Origin of the sequence: Streptomyces sp. KMM 9044 (assembly GCF_024701375.2) — a bacterium.
GTDB lineage: Bacteria > Actinomycetota > Actinomycetes > Streptomycetales > Streptomycetaceae > Streptomyces.
Map to the genome: position 1 here is coordinate 3,340,811 of NZ_CP113910.1, position 14,787 is coordinate 3,355,597.

The following is a 14,787-nucleotide window of genomic DNA, read 5'->3' on the forward strand; positions in this document are numbered from 1 at the left end:
GAAGCATTCAGTCCTGACGCCCACCAAAATCTGAACGTACACGGAGATTCCTCGCATGTCAGACAGTCGGCTCGCCGAAGCCGCCCATTCCTCCTTCGCGCGCCACGAGACCTTCGCGCCGCGCTTCGGGTGGCTCCACAAGGCGTACATGCAGGTGCAAAGCAACCCCGAGGCATTCCTCGCGGATGATGCCCCCGTGCAGCTCGGCGTTGGCAAAAACATGGTCTACGCCATGCGCTACTGGTCCCGTGCCTTCAAGCTCACCCGGGAGCACTACGGCGACGACACCAACTCCAGGGCCATGCTGTCCTACCCAACCTGGGAGGCGCGGTGGCTGCTTGACGAGGATGGAGCCGACCCCTACCTGGAAGAGCTCGGCAGCCTGTGGCTTCTTCACTGGTGGCTTCTGTCTTCCCGGCCGGGGGCGAAGAGTTGGGCACCTTCGTGGTATGTCGCGTTCCACCTAGCTCCCTTCTCCCGGTTCACGCTGGCGGACCTGACCCAGGTCATCGTGCGGCATGTCAACCTCTCCTTCCCTGAAGGCCCGGTGGAAGCCTCCATCGCCAAGGACGTCGACTGCATCACCAAGATGTACGTCCCTGCTCAGCGACTGAGGGGCGGGGCGCCGGGGGCATTCGAGGATCTTCTCTCCTGCCCGTTCCGTGAGCTCGGGCTGATGGAGCAGGTGGGCCAACGTGGCAGCAGCGAATGGGAATTCACGAGCGGTTCCCGCCCCTCCCTGCCGGCCCGCATCATCGCCTACGCATGCCTGGACTACGCAGCCCGCACGACGCGCAATGCAGGCTCGATCTCCTTGGCGCGCTTGGCAAACGAGCCCGGCGCTCCTGGACGAGCCTTCCGCATCCGCGAGGCCGACATCGCGGCGGCCCTGGGGAAGGTGGCCGCTAGCCACCAGGAACTGCAGCTCGTAGAGGCAGTGGGCCAACGGAGCCTGACGTTCACCTCTAACCCATTCGATCTTGCCTGGGACGTGCTGGACGAGCAGTACGACAACGTCCGCGACAGGCCAAATTTCCCCACCCGTGAGGACTGGGCTCGCAGATACCCCAAGCTCGCCGAGGCTGAAAAGCGCGAGCTCAAGCAGCTGGACATCATCGACCCGCAGCTCGCCCTGACCGAGGAGACCGTGTGACCACCGCAACCCCCACGCGGCCTGGCTCTGTTCAGAAGGCCCCCGCCGCTCCGCAGTTCCCGTACGGCATCAGCCTCGTTGGCTCCCAGATGCGCTCCACCAACCTGGAGCGCGACGTCGAGGACGGGCTGCACACCCCCTACGTCGGAGCGCGGGCCGTCGATGTCGTCGATCGCGTCACCAACGCGCTCGGTGACCTTCGCCGCCCCCGATCGTGGTCGTTCACTGGACCCTACGGATCCGGTAAGTCCACCTTGGCAAACTTCATCGAGGCCCTCCTGGGTCCTGACAGTGCCCGCCGTACCGAGGCTGAGTCGGTGCTCGGTGCGACCAGCATCGGCCTCGTTCAGCGACTCACGGCCAGTCGCGGGGAACTCGCCCCTACGGGCTTCCTTGGTGCCGTTGCCACCGCGCGTCGTGAACCTCTAGTCGCCACCCTTTCCCGGGCCCTTCACACCGCGGCACGGCGCCGCTGGAAGACCCGCACGCCCAAGGCAGTCACAGCTGCCCTCGCCGCTTGCGCGGATCCCGCCACCGCCACGTCACAGGACATCCTGGACGCTGTGGTCGCCCTCTGCGAACAGCAGCCACTCCTGCTGATCATCGACGAGTTCGGCAAGACGCTGGAGCACCTCTCCGGAAACAGCGATCTGACCAGCGCCAAAGACGACCTGTTCCTGCTGCAGGAACTGGCTGAGAAGAGCGCCGGCCCCCAGGGACTCCCGCTGTTCATGATGACGCTGCAGCACATGTCGTTCATGGACTACGCCGCCCATTCCAGCCAGCTCCAGACTCGCGAGTGGGCCAAAATCCAGGGCCGGTTCGAGGACATCACCTTCACGCCGCATCTCGGCGACGCGGTCCAGCTGATGCGCCGCCGGCTCGACCGGTCCGGTGTATCCGATGCCGGGCGCACGCTCATCCGGGCGCAGGCCGCAGCTGCAGAAGCTGCATGGCTCGACCACGGACTCAACGCCTTCGTCGACCTCAAGGCACAAGACTTCGAGGACCTCTATCCCCTGCACCCGCTGACCGCCGTCGCGGCCCCCCTGCTCGCTGCCCAGATCGGCCAGCACGACCGCAGCCTGTCGGGTTTCCTGAACAGCGACGAACCCGACACGGTGCGCCGCGCTCTGGAGCAGTTCTCAAGTCGCGAGCCCAGCCGGGCTGACACCATTCAGCTCCCGCAGCTGTACGACTTCTTCCTCAACTCCGGCCGTACCTCGCTGCTGGCCTCCAGCAACGCCAGCCGCTGGATCGAGATCGAATCGCGCATCAACGAAGCCGCCGGCATGTCCCCCGCGGACCAGAAGCTTCTGCGCACCGTTGGCATGCTCAACCTCATCGACGCCGACGGCGCTCTGCGTGCCACTGCGGCGATGATCTATTTCGCCCTGCACGAGCCCACCGAGAGCGCAGACCCCAAGGCATTCGCAGCCCTGGAGAAGCAGCTGCAGAACTTGGTGACACGAGGGTTCCTCGTTCATCGACAATTCAGCGGCGAGTACCGGGTGTGGCGAGGCACGGACTTCGACATCGACGGCCGTGTCAAGGAGATCATCAACCACCTCGACACGCCCTCGGTCATCAAGAGACTGGGCGACTATCTCCCGCTTGCCGTCGCCGCTGGCCGCCACAACCAGGTCACAGGCATGCTGCGGGCGTTCTTCGTCCGCGTCTCCAGCCCTGAGACGAAGAACATCCAAGGTCCGGACGAGCTCAACGACCAGGCCGACGGTCTGCTTCTCTTCCACCTGGGCAAAGTCAGCAACCGACCGGTGGTGAACTCCACGCTTCCCGTGATCCTAGGAGTCACGGAAGAGCCGGAGATCATCCTGAACGCCGCGAGCTACCTAGTCGCGCTGCAAGAACTGCTGCTGGACTCATCGTTGGACCCCGTCGCTACACGCGAGGTCAAGGGACGCGCGGCAGCCGCTCAACGCGAGCTGACAGAACTGCTTGATGCAGCGTTCTTCCCGCTGTCCGCGAGCGCCACCTGGCGGCTGTGGCGCACCGGCATGCCGGCCGACTCCTCTGAGGGCGAGACGATTCGAGGTCGAAGCCTCAGCGGTCTCGTGTCGTTTGCCTGCGACCAGGTGTTCTCCGCCGCCCCACACATCCGCAACGAGATGCTCGGCCGACACGAGCTCACGAGCCAGGGCGCAAAGTCTCGCCGCGAGCTGCTGACCGCAATGCTCCTCAAGTCTGGAGAACGGCACCTCGGGATCGAGAAGTACCCCGCCGAGCGGGCCATGTACAGCGGTGCGCTGGAGTACATGGGCCTGCACAGGGAAAACCGCAGTGCACCCGACGACGCGTCGACCTCCTTCCTCCCTTACGGGTTCTCGCGGCCCAGCGAAGCGCACCCTCACACCCTCCCTGTCTGGAATGCCCTGGAGACCGCGCTCACAGAGGCGCACCAGCGCACCGGGCTCGATGAGATCATCCGTGTCGTCATGGTGCCGCCTTACGGGGTCAAGGCAGGCGTAGTGCCCCTGCTCGTCGTCACGGCACTCATCGTGCGCAGCGAGGATGTGGCGCTCTTCGAAGACGGCTCTTACCTGCCACGGCTGACGCCGGACATCGTTGAGCGCATGGTCAAGGCTCCCCAGCGATTCGCCGTGAAATCCACCCCTCTCGGGGACGGCCTGCGCCAGAGCGTCGTGAAGAGCTTGTCTGTTGCCCTCAAGGTCGAATCGCCTCGTTCCCAAGCCCTGCGCAACCCGGCCCTGCTCGCGGTCACCAGGGCCTTGCTGGAAAGGGTGATGGTGCTTACCCCGTACGCCAGGCGTACTCGGCGCATCAGCGCGGATGCAGTCGCCGTGCGTTCAGCACTGCTCGTGGCGCAGGACCCCGACGACCTGCTGTTCAATGCGCTGCCCAGGGCTCTCGGCATGGACCCGATCACCACAGAGGCACGCCGGGCCACCCCGGGGAACAAGGGCTATGCGGACCGGCTCGCGGCTGCAGTCGACGAGATCTCTGGTGCCGAACAAGCGCTGCGAGCAGAAGTTATTGAGACCATCAGCAGGGAATTCCGCCTGCCGGCTTCGCTGCCAGCGCTACGGCGTGCACTCGCCACCCGCTTGGAGGGCTTCGCCGACGTCTCCCTGAGCCTGGAGCTCAAGGGATTCGTTGCCATCGCCCTCAACTCAGGGTTGGCTGACGAGGACTGGCTCGACCCGGTGATTGTACGGCTGTCGAACTCCGCTCTCGGCGACTGGTCCGACACAGACGCGGCCATCTTCCCCCGCCGGGTGAAGGAGATGGCCGCGGCCCTCGACCGAGTGAGCCACCTGTACCAAAGCCCGACGGATGGCGACAGAGGCGAGGCGCTCGAAGCGCGGCTCCTCACCCTGACCGACAAGGACGGCGCCGAACAGCGGACGCTGATCTACGTTCCGGAGCAATCCCGGCAGGAGGCCGAGGACCTCGCTGTCAGTGTCCTGGAGCAAGCTGAGAAGATGCTCGGCCCCGACGGCGCCCGCATCCTGCTCGCGGCCCTCGCCCAGCGCGTCACCGAGCCCGCGACAACGACTGCAGCAGAAAGGACTGAGTGACCATGCCTGACGGTACAAACCCCAAGAAGGTCCGCCACGTCCTAGGCATTTCCGGGGGCAAGGACTCCTCGGCCCTCGCGATCCACATGCGCGACCGGGTTCCGGAGATGGAGTACTTCTTCTGTGACACGGGAGCAGAGCTCCCGGAGACCTACGAGTACCTCAACCGCCTCGAAGCAGCCCTCGGCAAGCCCATCGTGCGGCTTAACGCCGATCGCGACTTCGATCACTGGATGGAGGTGTACCAGGGCACCCTGCCGAGTCCGCAGATGCGCTGGTGCACCAAGAATCTGAAGATCAAGCCGCTGGAGGAGTGGGTCGGCGACGACGAGGTGATCTCCTACGTCGCCATCCGCGCGGATGAGAACCGGCTCGGCTACGTCAGTACCAAGCCCAACATCGAGGCCGTGTTCCCCTTCCGCGAGGACGGCATCGACAAGGATGGCGTCATGCGCATCCTCGACGAGGCTGGCATCGGGCTGCCCGGCTACTACGAGTGGCGCACCCGCTCGGGCTGCTACTTCTGCTTCTTCCAGCGCAAGCACGAGTGGGTCGGCCTCAAGGACCGGCACCCAGAGCTGTACGACAAGGCCGTCGCCTACGAAGACAAGGTCCGGTATCGGCACACGGCGATGCAGGGCCGTGACTACACCTGGTCACAGGGGGAGTCTCTCCCCGAGTTGATAGCGCGCCGCGAGGAGATCCAGGCGAAGCACGAGGCCGCCATGGAGCGAGCGGCCAAGCGAGTCAAGCCGAACCGGCCGCTTCTGGATGTCCTGTCAGACGCTCTCGACAGCGACGACGACGAGGCGGGCTGCTCGGTCTGCCACCTCTGAGCAAGTTCCGCAAGGGCCCTGGGTGGTGACTAACCATCACCAACCAGGGCCTTTTCGTCTAATCTCACCGGCTGTCAGTGGGGCGTGCAAGGATGGTCACCCTCGTATCTACCGTCACTGCAGTGGAGGCTGGCTGAGGCATGGCGACCGCTCACAACCTCGGTCACTCCGTGATCCGACATCGGCTCGAGCCCAGCCCGGCCGTTGAGATCAAACTCGGCATCGTCCCCATGCTCGACAAGCCGGCCCACAAGGTCCTCGAGGACGACCTGAACGTCCACGCTTCGCCATGGGAGCGGCTTTTAGCCGTTGAGAACCTCGCAGACTCCCTGCCCCAGGAAGCCGGGCTCTACATGTTCGTCTGGCGGCCCACCTTCAAACTCGCCATGGCGGACAACTCGCCAAGCAGCTTTCACCAGATCCTGTACATCGGCCAGGCCGGCGGAGCCGGACAGCAGGGGAACACACTTCGCAACAGGTACCGGGAGTACAAGAAGTACCTCAACGGCAACCCTGAGGCGCTGTGGGCCACCCAGCCTCCCGACACACGGCGCGGTCGCCTCACGCACTACCTCACGCTGAGGCCCTTGGAGTACTGGTTCACAACCATCGCCGATCGGTCTCAGATAGAGAATCTGGAAACCCGGCTGATTGACCTCTACAACCCGCCGGCCAACGTACAGAAGCGCCCCAAGCTGCACGCCCGGGTAGTCGGCCCCCGCAAGCCGGCGCTCCGAAGCTAGTCGCCATCCCGAAATCGAGGTACCGCCATGGCATCAAAAACGTTCGTTCCCGCCTTCGAGGCAAAGGTGGGCAATTGGACCTACTACTCTTGCCTCATGAGCTATGCCCAAGTGACACGCGAGATCAGCTTCGCTCACGAACTTGGCGGAAACCGTGATCTGGGCACGATGATTCAACGAGGCGTGGGAAATCGCACCGAGGACATTACCGAATACCTCCTGACCAACGAGAATCGATTCCTTGGCGCGCTGATCGTGGCGGTGTGGGGCGGGCACCCTGACTACCTCCCTCTGACCATGGACGAGGATGCGGCGAACCAGGCTGTACTGGAGGGTATCGATCGGAATTTCGGGGTCCTCACCTTTGACGGAACGCACCAGTTCTTCGCTCTCGATGGCCAACACCGACTCAAAGCCATCAAAGACGCGGTCAAGCGAGACCCTGAACTTGGCAGCGAAGACATCACCGTCATTGTCGTCCCTCATTTCAATACTCCCGAGGGGCGCCAGCGGACGAGGCGACTGTTCACCAACATCAACCGAAATGCCAAGACGACCAGTGCGGGCGAGAATATCGCGCTCGACGAGGATGACAGCTTTGCCATCTTGACCCGCCGGCTGCTCGATGAAGATTCCTTCCTCAGCCAGACCAACGTGGTCATCGTGTTCACCAAGGTTGGCAAGGACGACGGTGAACTCAGACTCGCTTCACGCCAGGTGTCGGCTACGAGCCCCGCATGGACCAGCATCCCAGTCCTGTACGACATCGTGAAGGAGATTGGATTCGACCTTCCTTGCGCCGCCGGAAGGTCGGCTCAGCGTGCAGCAGACGAAATCCTGGACCAGAGCTACGAGATCCTGGCCACACGTATGCAGGAACTTCTCGACGCGTGCGGAAACCTGCGGCGCCGCTACACGGATGCTGTAGCGCCAAAGGATGTACGAGCTCCAAAGGGCCGCGATGGGGCAGGACACCCCTTCATGCGTCCGATCGTCCAGGTGCAGGTGGCAAGGGCAGTACGTCACTTCCTGGAGCAAGAAACGCTGGAGTGGCCCGAGCTGATGAAGCGGCTTGCAGACCTCGACTGGCGCATGTCAGCGGCTCCGTTCTCATCCTGTTGGATTGAGACCCCCGATGGCCCTAAGCAGGGAAAAATGGCCACGGCGAAGGAGAACGGGCAGCTTCTGTACGACTTGCTGCTCGTTCACATGGCGCCTAGGTCAAAGGCCCAGATCACGCGGGCCGTTCGCTCTTACTCCGACCTGATGAAGACGAAGTACCCGGTCCCAGTGGACGAATTGCTTGAAGCCCTCCCTGCAGAGGACGTCTGACCCGAGGATCTGCCGGACCTATCTGGGCCCTGGACCGTCGCCATCGGTGCGCGGGAGAAGAGACTTCCGGTCTCACTGCTCCCAAGATCGGGGTCCTCACATGCCGGGAATAGCCCCCTCCACATTTGGATTGCGACTGGTGAGTCAGCACGAATGTGGAGGAGGGAGGCAGGTGAGCAACCTGAAGGTGTTCAGGGTGAGAGGCGGGCAGGCGACGGAGGTGCCGGGGGCGGCCGTGGGGGTGGAGGTCGAGCTGCAGCGGCTGATCGAGGCCAACATGGAGGCGATGCTCGGCATCCGCTTCCTGGCTACCGAGTACCGCACCGGCCATCACGGCGGCCGAATCGACTCCCTCGGGCTGGACGAGAACGGCACGCCGGTCGTCGTCGAATACAAGCGGAACCGCGACCAGAACGCCATCAGCCAGGGGCTTTCATACCTGTGGTGGCTCCACGATCACCATCACGAGTTCGAGAGCCTGGTCCGGGAGCAGCTCGGAGACCAGGCTGCCGGGGCGATCGACTGGAGCGCTCCTCGGATCGTCTGCGTCGCCGGGGCGTTCACGCGCCACGACACGGTGGCGGTGGAGATGATCGGCCACCGGATCGACCTCGTGACGTACCGGGTCTTCGAGGACGTACTCACGCTGCAGCTCATCGCGTCGGCCGGCGGAACGCGCACCTCACCGCAGGGTGGAACGTCGGGATCGGTCCGCGTCGCGTCGGCGGCGCCGAAGTCGGTCCAGCAGTACCTGGACGAGGCGCCCAAGGAGCTGAAGGAGCTGTACGCGGACCTCGACGAGCTGCTGCTGGCACACCGGGACGTACTCAAGGAGCCCCAGCTCCACTACATCGCCTACCGGCGGATCAACAACGTCGCCACGGTGCGCCTGCAGCCGCGCAACCGGCGGCTCGTGGTCAACCTGAAGCTCGACCCGGACACGGTGAAGCTGTACGACGGATTCTCCCGGGACATGCGCGGCGTAGGAGTCCTTGGAATCCGCGGCGGCGTCGAAGTCCGGATCGGCTCGCGCGAGGACCTCGCGCGAGCCACCGATCTCATCCAGCGGAGCATCGACGCTGGGTGACTCCTCCGGCACATGGGAAGGGCGGTTGTTCCACCTGAGTGGTGGAACAACCGCCCTTCTGTGCGTTCTGCGCCCCCTATCTCGGGTTCTCACTCTCACTCCTCGGGCCCTGCGAGTTCGAAGTCGTCCTGGTTCAGCGCGCCTCGCAGCCGCTGCTCGGCGATGTCCGCGTAGTGCTCGGAGAGCTCGACGCCGATGAACTTGCGGCCCTCGCGCAGGGCGGCGACGCCGGTCGTTCCGGAGCCAGTGAAGGGGTCGAGGACGGTTCCGCCCGGCGGGCAGATCCTCACCAGCTCCTGCATCACCTCCACGGGCTTCTGCGTGATGTGCACGCGGTCCTTCCGGGGCTGGCTCGCGGTGTAGAGGCCGGGCAGGTAGACGGGGTTCCGGTCAGGGTCGACCGGGCCCTTGGTGCCCCAGACGATGTATTCGCAGGACTGCTTGAGCCGGCCCTTCTGCGGTCGGGAGACCGGCTTGTGCCACGAGGCGATGCCGCGCCAGGTCCAGCCGGCGGCCTGGAGCGCGTCGGTGGTGGTGGGCAGTTGCCTCCAGTCGGTGAAGACGAGCGCGGCGCCCGACTCGGCGGTGGCCCGGTAGGACTCGGTGAGCAGGAGGGTGAGCCAGAAGTCGTACGAGCGCTGGTCGCGGTTCTCGCCGGGAAAGTTGGCGAGGTCGTGCTCGGCGTCGCCCGAGGTGTACTTCGCGCGGGCACTGCGGCCGGTTCGTTCACCGCTGGTTCGGCCACCGCTGTTGTAGGGCGGGTCCGTGATCACGGCATCGACGCTGTTGTCGGGGATGCCGGCGAGGGCGGTCAGCGCATCGCCTCGATGCAGGGTGTACGACATTGTGCGGTTCTCTCTTTCCGCGGGGACGGTCGTGCGGGATTCTGCGTTCCCGGAATACCGCGCACGTCGGCTTGATTCGCTCCCGGAAGCCACAGAAGCAGCCGCCTGAGGAGAGCGATGGGCTGGAGAGTAACCACCTTTCCCGGCCGCACCTAATGACGCTCTGCCGCCACATCACGGGCCCCGACTGTCAGACGAGGCATCGTTTGGCGCGGCCGGAATTCGTCTCTACAGTCTCGCCGTGTTCGACGGACGGGGCTCAGCTCCCGCCCTGTTGAGCTGTGCTGATGCGTGTCGCCTCGTCCAAGCGGCGACCCGGAGGCACTCACGAAACGGCCTGGTATTTCGGCGAGGGGGTTTCTCCGTGTGGCGTGTGAGATTAAGAGCGCGGCTGGCTGCCGCTCTCCAGTGACGGTTCCCAGGAGTCGGGATTTAGCCGCTCCCGACCCTTGGAATCGCTATCCCCTGATCTCAGGTGTTGTGAATTTCCGACCGGTGCGGTGCCGGTGACCTTTTCGACGAGAACGCTGGTGCCGCGCTGCCTACGAGTAAGGAGCTGCTGATGCAGCATGCCCAGGCACGTCCTTCCCCAACGTCCGACTCCTGCGACCTCCGCTCGGCGGACGGCCCGCGGCCGTGAAGGCGGGCGCGGCAATAGTCGGGTCCGTGGCTCTTGGCCCACTGCTGCTGATCGCCCCGCTCGCGATGGCTCTGGCCGGCGCGAGCAGTGCCCAGGCCGCCTGTGCGAGCGGCGATGCACAGGCTGTGGATACCGCGGCGGTCGCCAAGCAGGTGGAGTCGATCCTCAAAGGCGGCGGCAAGGCCACGGTGTCGGTCCCGGGGCTGGACGATCCCGCAGAGCAGATCCCGAACGCCAAGACGATCCAGGCCACCGGCGTCGCCATGAAGGTGCCGGCGCGAGGACAGGTCGTGGCCCTCGCCACGGCCCTGCAGGAGTCAGGGCTGCGGAATCTGGACTACGGCGACCGGGATTCGCTCGGCCTCTTCCAGCAGCGCCCAAGCCAGGGCTGGGGAACGGCCCAGCAGGTCCGCGATCCGGTGCACGCCTCGACGAGGTTCTACGAGGCTCTACTCAAGGTCCCAGGCTGGCAGTCCATGACCGTCACGCAGGCGGCACAGGCGGTCCAGAGGAGCGGCTTTCCTGACGCCTACGCCAAGTGGGAGCCGCTGGGCACGGCTCTACAGAAGGCCATCGCCACGTCGCTGTCGGAGGGGTCGAGTTCCGACGGAGGCGACGAGGGCGAGCAGACGGATGCGGCTCCCGGCGAGTGCGGCACCGGCGAGGACGGGGCCAAATTCGGCCCGATCCCCGCAGGCTCCGTCCCCAAGGACTACAAGATCCCGGCCGATGCGCCCAAGTCGATCCGCACCGCCATCCGCTGGGGTCTCGGTCAGCTCGGCACTCCGTATCAGTGGGGTGGCGCGTGTACCGATCCGCGCGGCCAGGACCCGCTGGGCCGCTGCGACTGCTCATCCCTGATGCAGATGTCGTACAAGGCCGGGGGCGTCTCGATCTCCCGGACCACGTACACGCAGGTCAAGGAGGGCAAGGCGGTCAGCGTCGACGCCCTCAAGCCGGGCGATCTCCTCCTCACTCGCGGCACGGCCCAAGTCCCGGAACACGTAGGGATGTTCATCGGTGACGGCCTGATCCTGCATGCGCCGCGCACTGGTGACGTGGTCAAGATCTCGACCCTCGCCGACTGGCGGCCGGACGTGCTCGCCGCCCGCCGGATCGTCTGACCGGCCCCTCTCCCCCTCTCACTCCTCCCCTTCCGGGCCTTCGCGCGCCCATGTTCGTACTGGAGTTCCAATGAAGCTCATTCAGCACGCCCAGATGCTGGCGTACAACCCTGGCGTCACACCGAGCGAGGGCGGCCTGCCTGGCCTCGATGTCCTCAAGAAGGTCATGGGCAGCATCAACCTCTTCGGCATCATCGCCACGGTCGGCGCCCTCGCCATCTCCGCCATCGTCTGGGCCTGGGGCCACCACAGCGGAGGCCACCAGGCCGAGGCCAACGGCAAGAAGGGCACGGTCGTCGCCGCCGGCTGCGCCCTCCTGCTCGGCGCGGCCAACGGCGTCGTCGCGTTCTTCTCGGCGATGGGGACGCAGGTTCACTGATGCCGAAGAATCGTTTCCCTTCCGCCAGGGGGCGCAGGTACGGAGCCCCGTCCTCGGTTCTGCGCCGCGCCTCGATCGGCGGCATCGTCCTCGCTGTCCTGCTGGCCGTCGCCGGTCTGGCCGCGTACGTCACCCGTGCGGAGAGCCCGGCCGCGCCGAAGGCCACCCCCGCGCCGGCGTCCTCTTCGACGTCGCCCTCCCCTGCCGCCACCACGCACGCCGGGGTGGCGGTGGGCGCGCCGCCCAGGACGACGGATCCGATCGAGTTCGCCAAGGGCGCCACCAAGGTCCTGTGGACGTACGACACCCGGTCGTTCTCACAGACCGAGCACCTGGCCGGTCTGAAGCAGTGGATGACCAGCGAGAAGAAGTACGCGGACTGGAAGTCGGTCTCGGACCAGGTGCCCAGCCCGGTGTTGTGGTCGCGGATGCACGACAACGGGCAGCACGCCGGTGCCACGGTCGGCGAGGGCCACTTCCCGCAGGCGTTCAAGACCGCCCTGGCCCAGGACCCCGGCGCGATCACCTAGACGAGTAAGTCCGAAGTCTCGTTGAGCGCAAAGGGTGAGGGTCCCGTTGGTCGATGTGTGACGAACGACCTCGAGACCCTCATCACCGCACTGTACGTGAAGATCGACGACGAGTTGGGAGGGCCGCGTTGGCTGGGCAGGCCGCCGTTGCTGACCGACTCCGAGCTGGTGTGCGCCGCGGTCGCCCAGGCGATGCTCGGATTCACCTCCGAAGCCCACTGGCTGCGCTACGCCCGCAAGCACCTGGCCGGGATGTTTCCGTACCTGCCCCAGCAGTCCGGCTACAACAAACGCCTGCGCGCGGCGCTCGGCCTGGTCAAGCGGGTCGTCCGGATGCTCGCGAAGGCGTCCGACTTCTGGCTGGACGACTGCTGGATCGTGGACTCCACCCCGGTGCCGTGCGGCATGTCGCGGCCCACCGTGAAACGCTCCGACCTGGCCGGATGGGCCGGATACGGCTACTGCGCCAGCCACTCGCGGTTCTTCTGGGGGCTGCGGCTGTACCTCGTGTGCACCCCGGCCGGGATGCCGATCCTGTGGGCCCTGGCGGACCCCAAGATCGGCGAACGCGAGGTGCTGGCCGCGATGCTGGAGGTCGAAGCAGGCGTCGTCGCCGAGCACGACGGCATCCTGCTCATCTCCGACAAGGGCTTCGCCGACCGAGCTTTCGAGCAGTTGCTGGCCGACCACGGCATCACCTTGCTGCGGCCCTCCCGCAAGCGCGAGAAGGCCCGGTACGGCGAGCCGATGCTGAAGAAGGTCCGCCAGCTGATCGAGTCGGTCAACGACACCCTCAAAGGCCAGCTCGACCTGGAGGGCCACGGAGGGCGCAGCTGCGCGGGCGTCGCGGTCCGCGTCGCCCAGCGCATTCTGGCCATGGCCGCCGCGATCTGGCTGAACAACCTGACCGGCGCACCGATCACTCGATCGTTGATCGCCTACGACCACTGAAGACATACGACTTACTCGTCTAGGCGTACGTCTACGCCGTCACAGTCACCGGCAAGCAGTCCATCGCCTGGAAGGGCTCCGGTGCCGGAGCCGAGTCCCGCTCGACGACCCTCGCCGTCCAGTGCCGACCGGACCGCGGCTGCGCCCTCGTCGGCGTCCTGCCGAACGTCGCGCCGTGATCGCCCTCAACCTGTGTAAGGAGGTGCCCTCATGGGGGCTTGCGACCTTCCTCTGATGAGTACGGTCTGCGACACCGTCGGCGGTGTGGTCGGCGCGACCGGCGAAGCCGTCACGGACGGCATCGGTGCCTGGATCGCCAAGTCGATGGGCGAGATGGCCCAGGCCGCAGCTGCCCTGGCCTCGAAGGCCGTCGACAAGACCACCGCCATCGATCTCAACGCCGAGTGGTTCAGGAGCAACTACGAGCTGATCCTGCCCATCGGCCTCATCCTCACCGTCGGCACGTTCTGCCTCCAGCTCACCCGCGCCGCCTGGCGCCGGGACGAACGCGCCCTCGCTCAGGCGGTGTACGGAACAGTGACCGGCGTCCTGTTCGCGTTCGCCGCGATCGCCTGCACCACCGTCGCGATCACTGTGGTCGACGCGCTCAGCGCCGGCCTGTTCAAGGCGGCCAACAGCTCCGTGGACGACGCGGTACGCCGCATCATCAAGGTCAACGAGTTGGGGGCGATGTACGGCCTGGGCTGGGGCGTCCCCACCATCGTCGCGCTCGGCTGCGCGGTGGGCGCCTTCCTCTACTGGGCAGTGATGGTCGCCCGCAAGGTCGGCATCCTGGTCCTGGTCACCCTAGCCGTGTTCGCCGGGGCCGGCGGCGGCTGGGAGGTCGCGCGACGCTGGCGGCGCGGCTGGATCGAGGCGACCAGCACCCTGATCGTCTCCAAGCTCCTGATGACGATCGTGTTCCTGCTGGGTGTCTCCGCCATGGGCAAGACGGACGCGAGCGACGGGCTGAGCGCCCTGTCGGACGCGATCGCGGGCATCATCGTGATGGTCCTGGTGCTGCTGTGCCCCTACGCCACGTACAAGTTCGTGCATTGGGCGGCCGACGGCGGCGGCCACGACGATCTGCACCGCACCGGTGTCGCCGGCATGGCGGTCGCCGCGGGTGCGGCGAAGACCGCGGGGCAGCTCGCGGTCCAGGCCGGCACGGGAATGCGGGCTCCGCAGGGGCCGGCGAAGGTGCCAGGCCAGGGCTCCGGTGGCGTCGCCTCCGGGATCGATCCGACGGGCGGATCCGGTGGTGAGGCCAAACCGAAGCAGACCCACTTCCGCTTCGGTGAGGATCCGAGTGCGACCGGCGACAAGGGCCGGGCGCTGATCCGCCGTCCTCCCACGGACGGCGACCGCGGAGTCCCGCTCATCCAGCGCCCCGGTGGGGGCCAGGCAGCTGACTCGGCGCCAGCGGTCTCCGGACCTACGCCACAGGGCGCCTCGGTCGCAGCGCCGCAGGTCACGCACCTGGACCCGCCAGCACCGCGGCGCAGCGGTCCTCCTCCGCAGGGTGGCGCCACCCCGCAGCGGTGGATCTATCCCGGGCCAGCGGACCGCTCGGGCTCGTAGCCCGGAGCTGACGGGGTGGGCCGAGG

General features: G+C 66.1%; 12 protein-coding genes. 11 read left to right on the forward strand and 1 reads right to left on the reverse strand.

The window, feature by feature from the left end:
• Positions 1-55 precede the first annotated feature (55 nt).
• From HUV60_RS14985 to HUV60_RS15010, 6 genes are all read left to right on the forward strand, one after another.
• Positions 56-1,153 carry a DUF4007 family protein gene (locus HUV60_RS14985; protein WP_097972878.1) on the forward strand — a complete coding sequence of 366 codons (1,098 nt, stop codon included), beginning with the start codon at positions 56-58 and terminating at the stop codon, positions 1,151-1,153.
• Complete coding sequence (locus HUV60_RS14990; RefSeq protein WP_257850775.1) at positions 1,150-4,713, forward strand: ATP-binding protein; 3,564 nt, start codon at positions 1,150-1,152, stop codon at positions 4,711-4,713. Before HUV60_RS14985 ends, HUV60_RS14990 begins: the two co-directional genes overlap by 4 nt.
• 2 nt (positions 4,714-4,715) lie before the next feature.
• The gene (locus HUV60_RS14995; RefSeq protein ID WP_257850774.1) at positions 4,716-5,549 is read left to right on the forward strand and encodes a phosphoadenosine phosphosulfate reductase family protein; all 834 of its coding nucleotides are present in this window, start codon (positions 4,716-4,718) and stop codon (positions 5,547-5,549) included.
• 140 nt (positions 5,550-5,689) lie between these two features.
• Positions 5,690-6,292, forward strand: a complete 603-nt coding sequence (locus HUV60_RS15000; protein ID WP_257850773.1) for a hypothetical protein — start codon at positions 5,690-5,692, stop codon at positions 6,290-6,292.
• 27 nt (positions 6,293-6,319) lie between these two features.
• Positions 6,320-7,624, forward strand: a complete 1,305-nt coding sequence (locus tag HUV60_RS15005; RefSeq protein WP_257850772.1) for a DNA sulfur modification protein DndB — start codon at positions 6,320-6,322, stop codon at positions 7,622-7,624.
• 172 nt (positions 7,625-7,796) lie between these two features.
• On the forward strand, positions 7,797-8,711 hold the full coding sequence (locus HUV60_RS15010; protein WP_257850771.1) for a DUF5655 domain-containing protein: 915 nt from the start codon (positions 7,797-7,799) through the stop codon (positions 8,709-8,711).
• Positions 8,712-8,806: 95 nt separating this feature from the next.
• Here HUV60_RS15010 and HUV60_RS15015 read toward each other — a convergent pair whose 3' ends face one another.
• Positions 8,807-9,556 carry a DNA-methyltransferase gene (locus HUV60_RS15015; RefSeq protein WP_257850770.1) on the reverse strand — a complete coding sequence of 250 codons (750 nt, stop codon included), beginning with the start codon at positions 9,554-9,556 and terminating at the stop codon, positions 8,807-8,809.
• 636 nt (positions 9,557-10,192) lie between these two features.
• Here HUV60_RS15015 and HUV60_RS15020 point away from each other — a divergent pair.
• From HUV60_RS15020 to HUV60_RS15040, 5 genes are all read left to right on the forward strand, one after another.
• The gene (locus HUV60_RS15020) at positions 10,193-11,320 is read left to right on the forward strand and encodes a C40 family peptidase (RefSeq protein ID WP_257850769.1); all 1,128 of its coding nucleotides are present in this window, start codon (positions 10,193-10,195) and stop codon (positions 11,318-11,320) included.
• A gap of 70 nt (positions 11,321-11,390) precedes the next feature.
• Positions 11,391-11,699, forward strand: a complete 309-nt coding sequence (locus tag HUV60_RS15025) for a DUF6112 family protein (protein ID WP_039649441.1) — start codon at positions 11,391-11,393, stop codon at positions 11,697-11,699.
• Complete coding sequence (locus HUV60_RS15030) at positions 11,699-12,229, forward strand: hypothetical protein (RefSeq protein ID WP_257850768.1); 531 nt, start codon at positions 11,699-11,701, stop codon at positions 12,227-12,229. Before HUV60_RS15025 ends, HUV60_RS15030 begins: the two co-directional genes overlap by 1 nt.
• Positions 12,230-12,286: 57 nt before the next feature.
• On the forward strand, positions 12,287-13,180 hold the full coding sequence (locus HUV60_RS15035) for an IS982 family transposase (RefSeq protein ID WP_269441188.1): 894 nt from the start codon (positions 12,287-12,289) through the stop codon (positions 13,178-13,180).
• 210 nt (positions 13,181-13,390) lie between these two features.
• Positions 13,391-14,761 carry an SCO6881 family protein gene (locus HUV60_RS15040; RefSeq protein WP_257850767.1) on the forward strand — a complete coding sequence of 457 codons (1,371 nt, stop codon included), beginning with the start codon at positions 13,391-13,393 and terminating at the stop codon, positions 14,759-14,761.
• Positions 14,762-14,787 lie beyond the last annotated feature (26 nt).

Excerpts from the sequence above, each read along its gene's own strand:
- HUV60_RS14995 (WP_257850774.1), top strand. The coding sequence starts at position 4,716 with ATGCCTGACGGTACAAACCCCAAGAAGGTCCGCCACGTCCTAGGCATT.
- HUV60_RS15040 (WP_257850767.1), top strand. The coding sequence starts at position 13,391 with ATGGGGGCTTGCGACCTTCCTCTGATGAGTACGGTCTGCGACACCGTC.
- HUV60_RS15015 (WP_257850770.1), bottom strand. The coding sequence starts at position 9,556 with ATGTCGTACACCCTGCATCGAGGCGATGCGCTGACCGCCCTCGCCGGC.
- HUV60_RS15030 (WP_257850768.1), top strand. The coding sequence starts at position 11,699 with ATGCCGAAGAATCGTTTCCCTTCCGCCAGGGGGCGCAGGTACGGAGCC.
- HUV60_RS15025 (WP_039649441.1), top strand. The coding sequence starts at position 11,391 with ATGAAGCTCATTCAGCACGCCCAGATGCTGGCGTACAACCCTGGCGTC.
- HUV60_RS15000 (WP_257850773.1), top strand. The coding sequence starts at position 5,690 with ATGGCGACCGCTCACAACCTCGGTCACTCCGTGATCCGACATCGGCTC.
- HUV60_RS15005 (WP_257850772.1), top strand. The coding sequence starts at position 6,320 with ATGGCATCAAAAACGTTCGTTCCCGCCTTCGAGGCAAAGGTGGGCAAT.
- HUV60_RS14985 (WP_097972878.1), top strand. The coding sequence starts at position 56 with ATGTCAGACAGTCGGCTCGCCGAAGCCGCCCATTCCTCCTTCGCGCGC.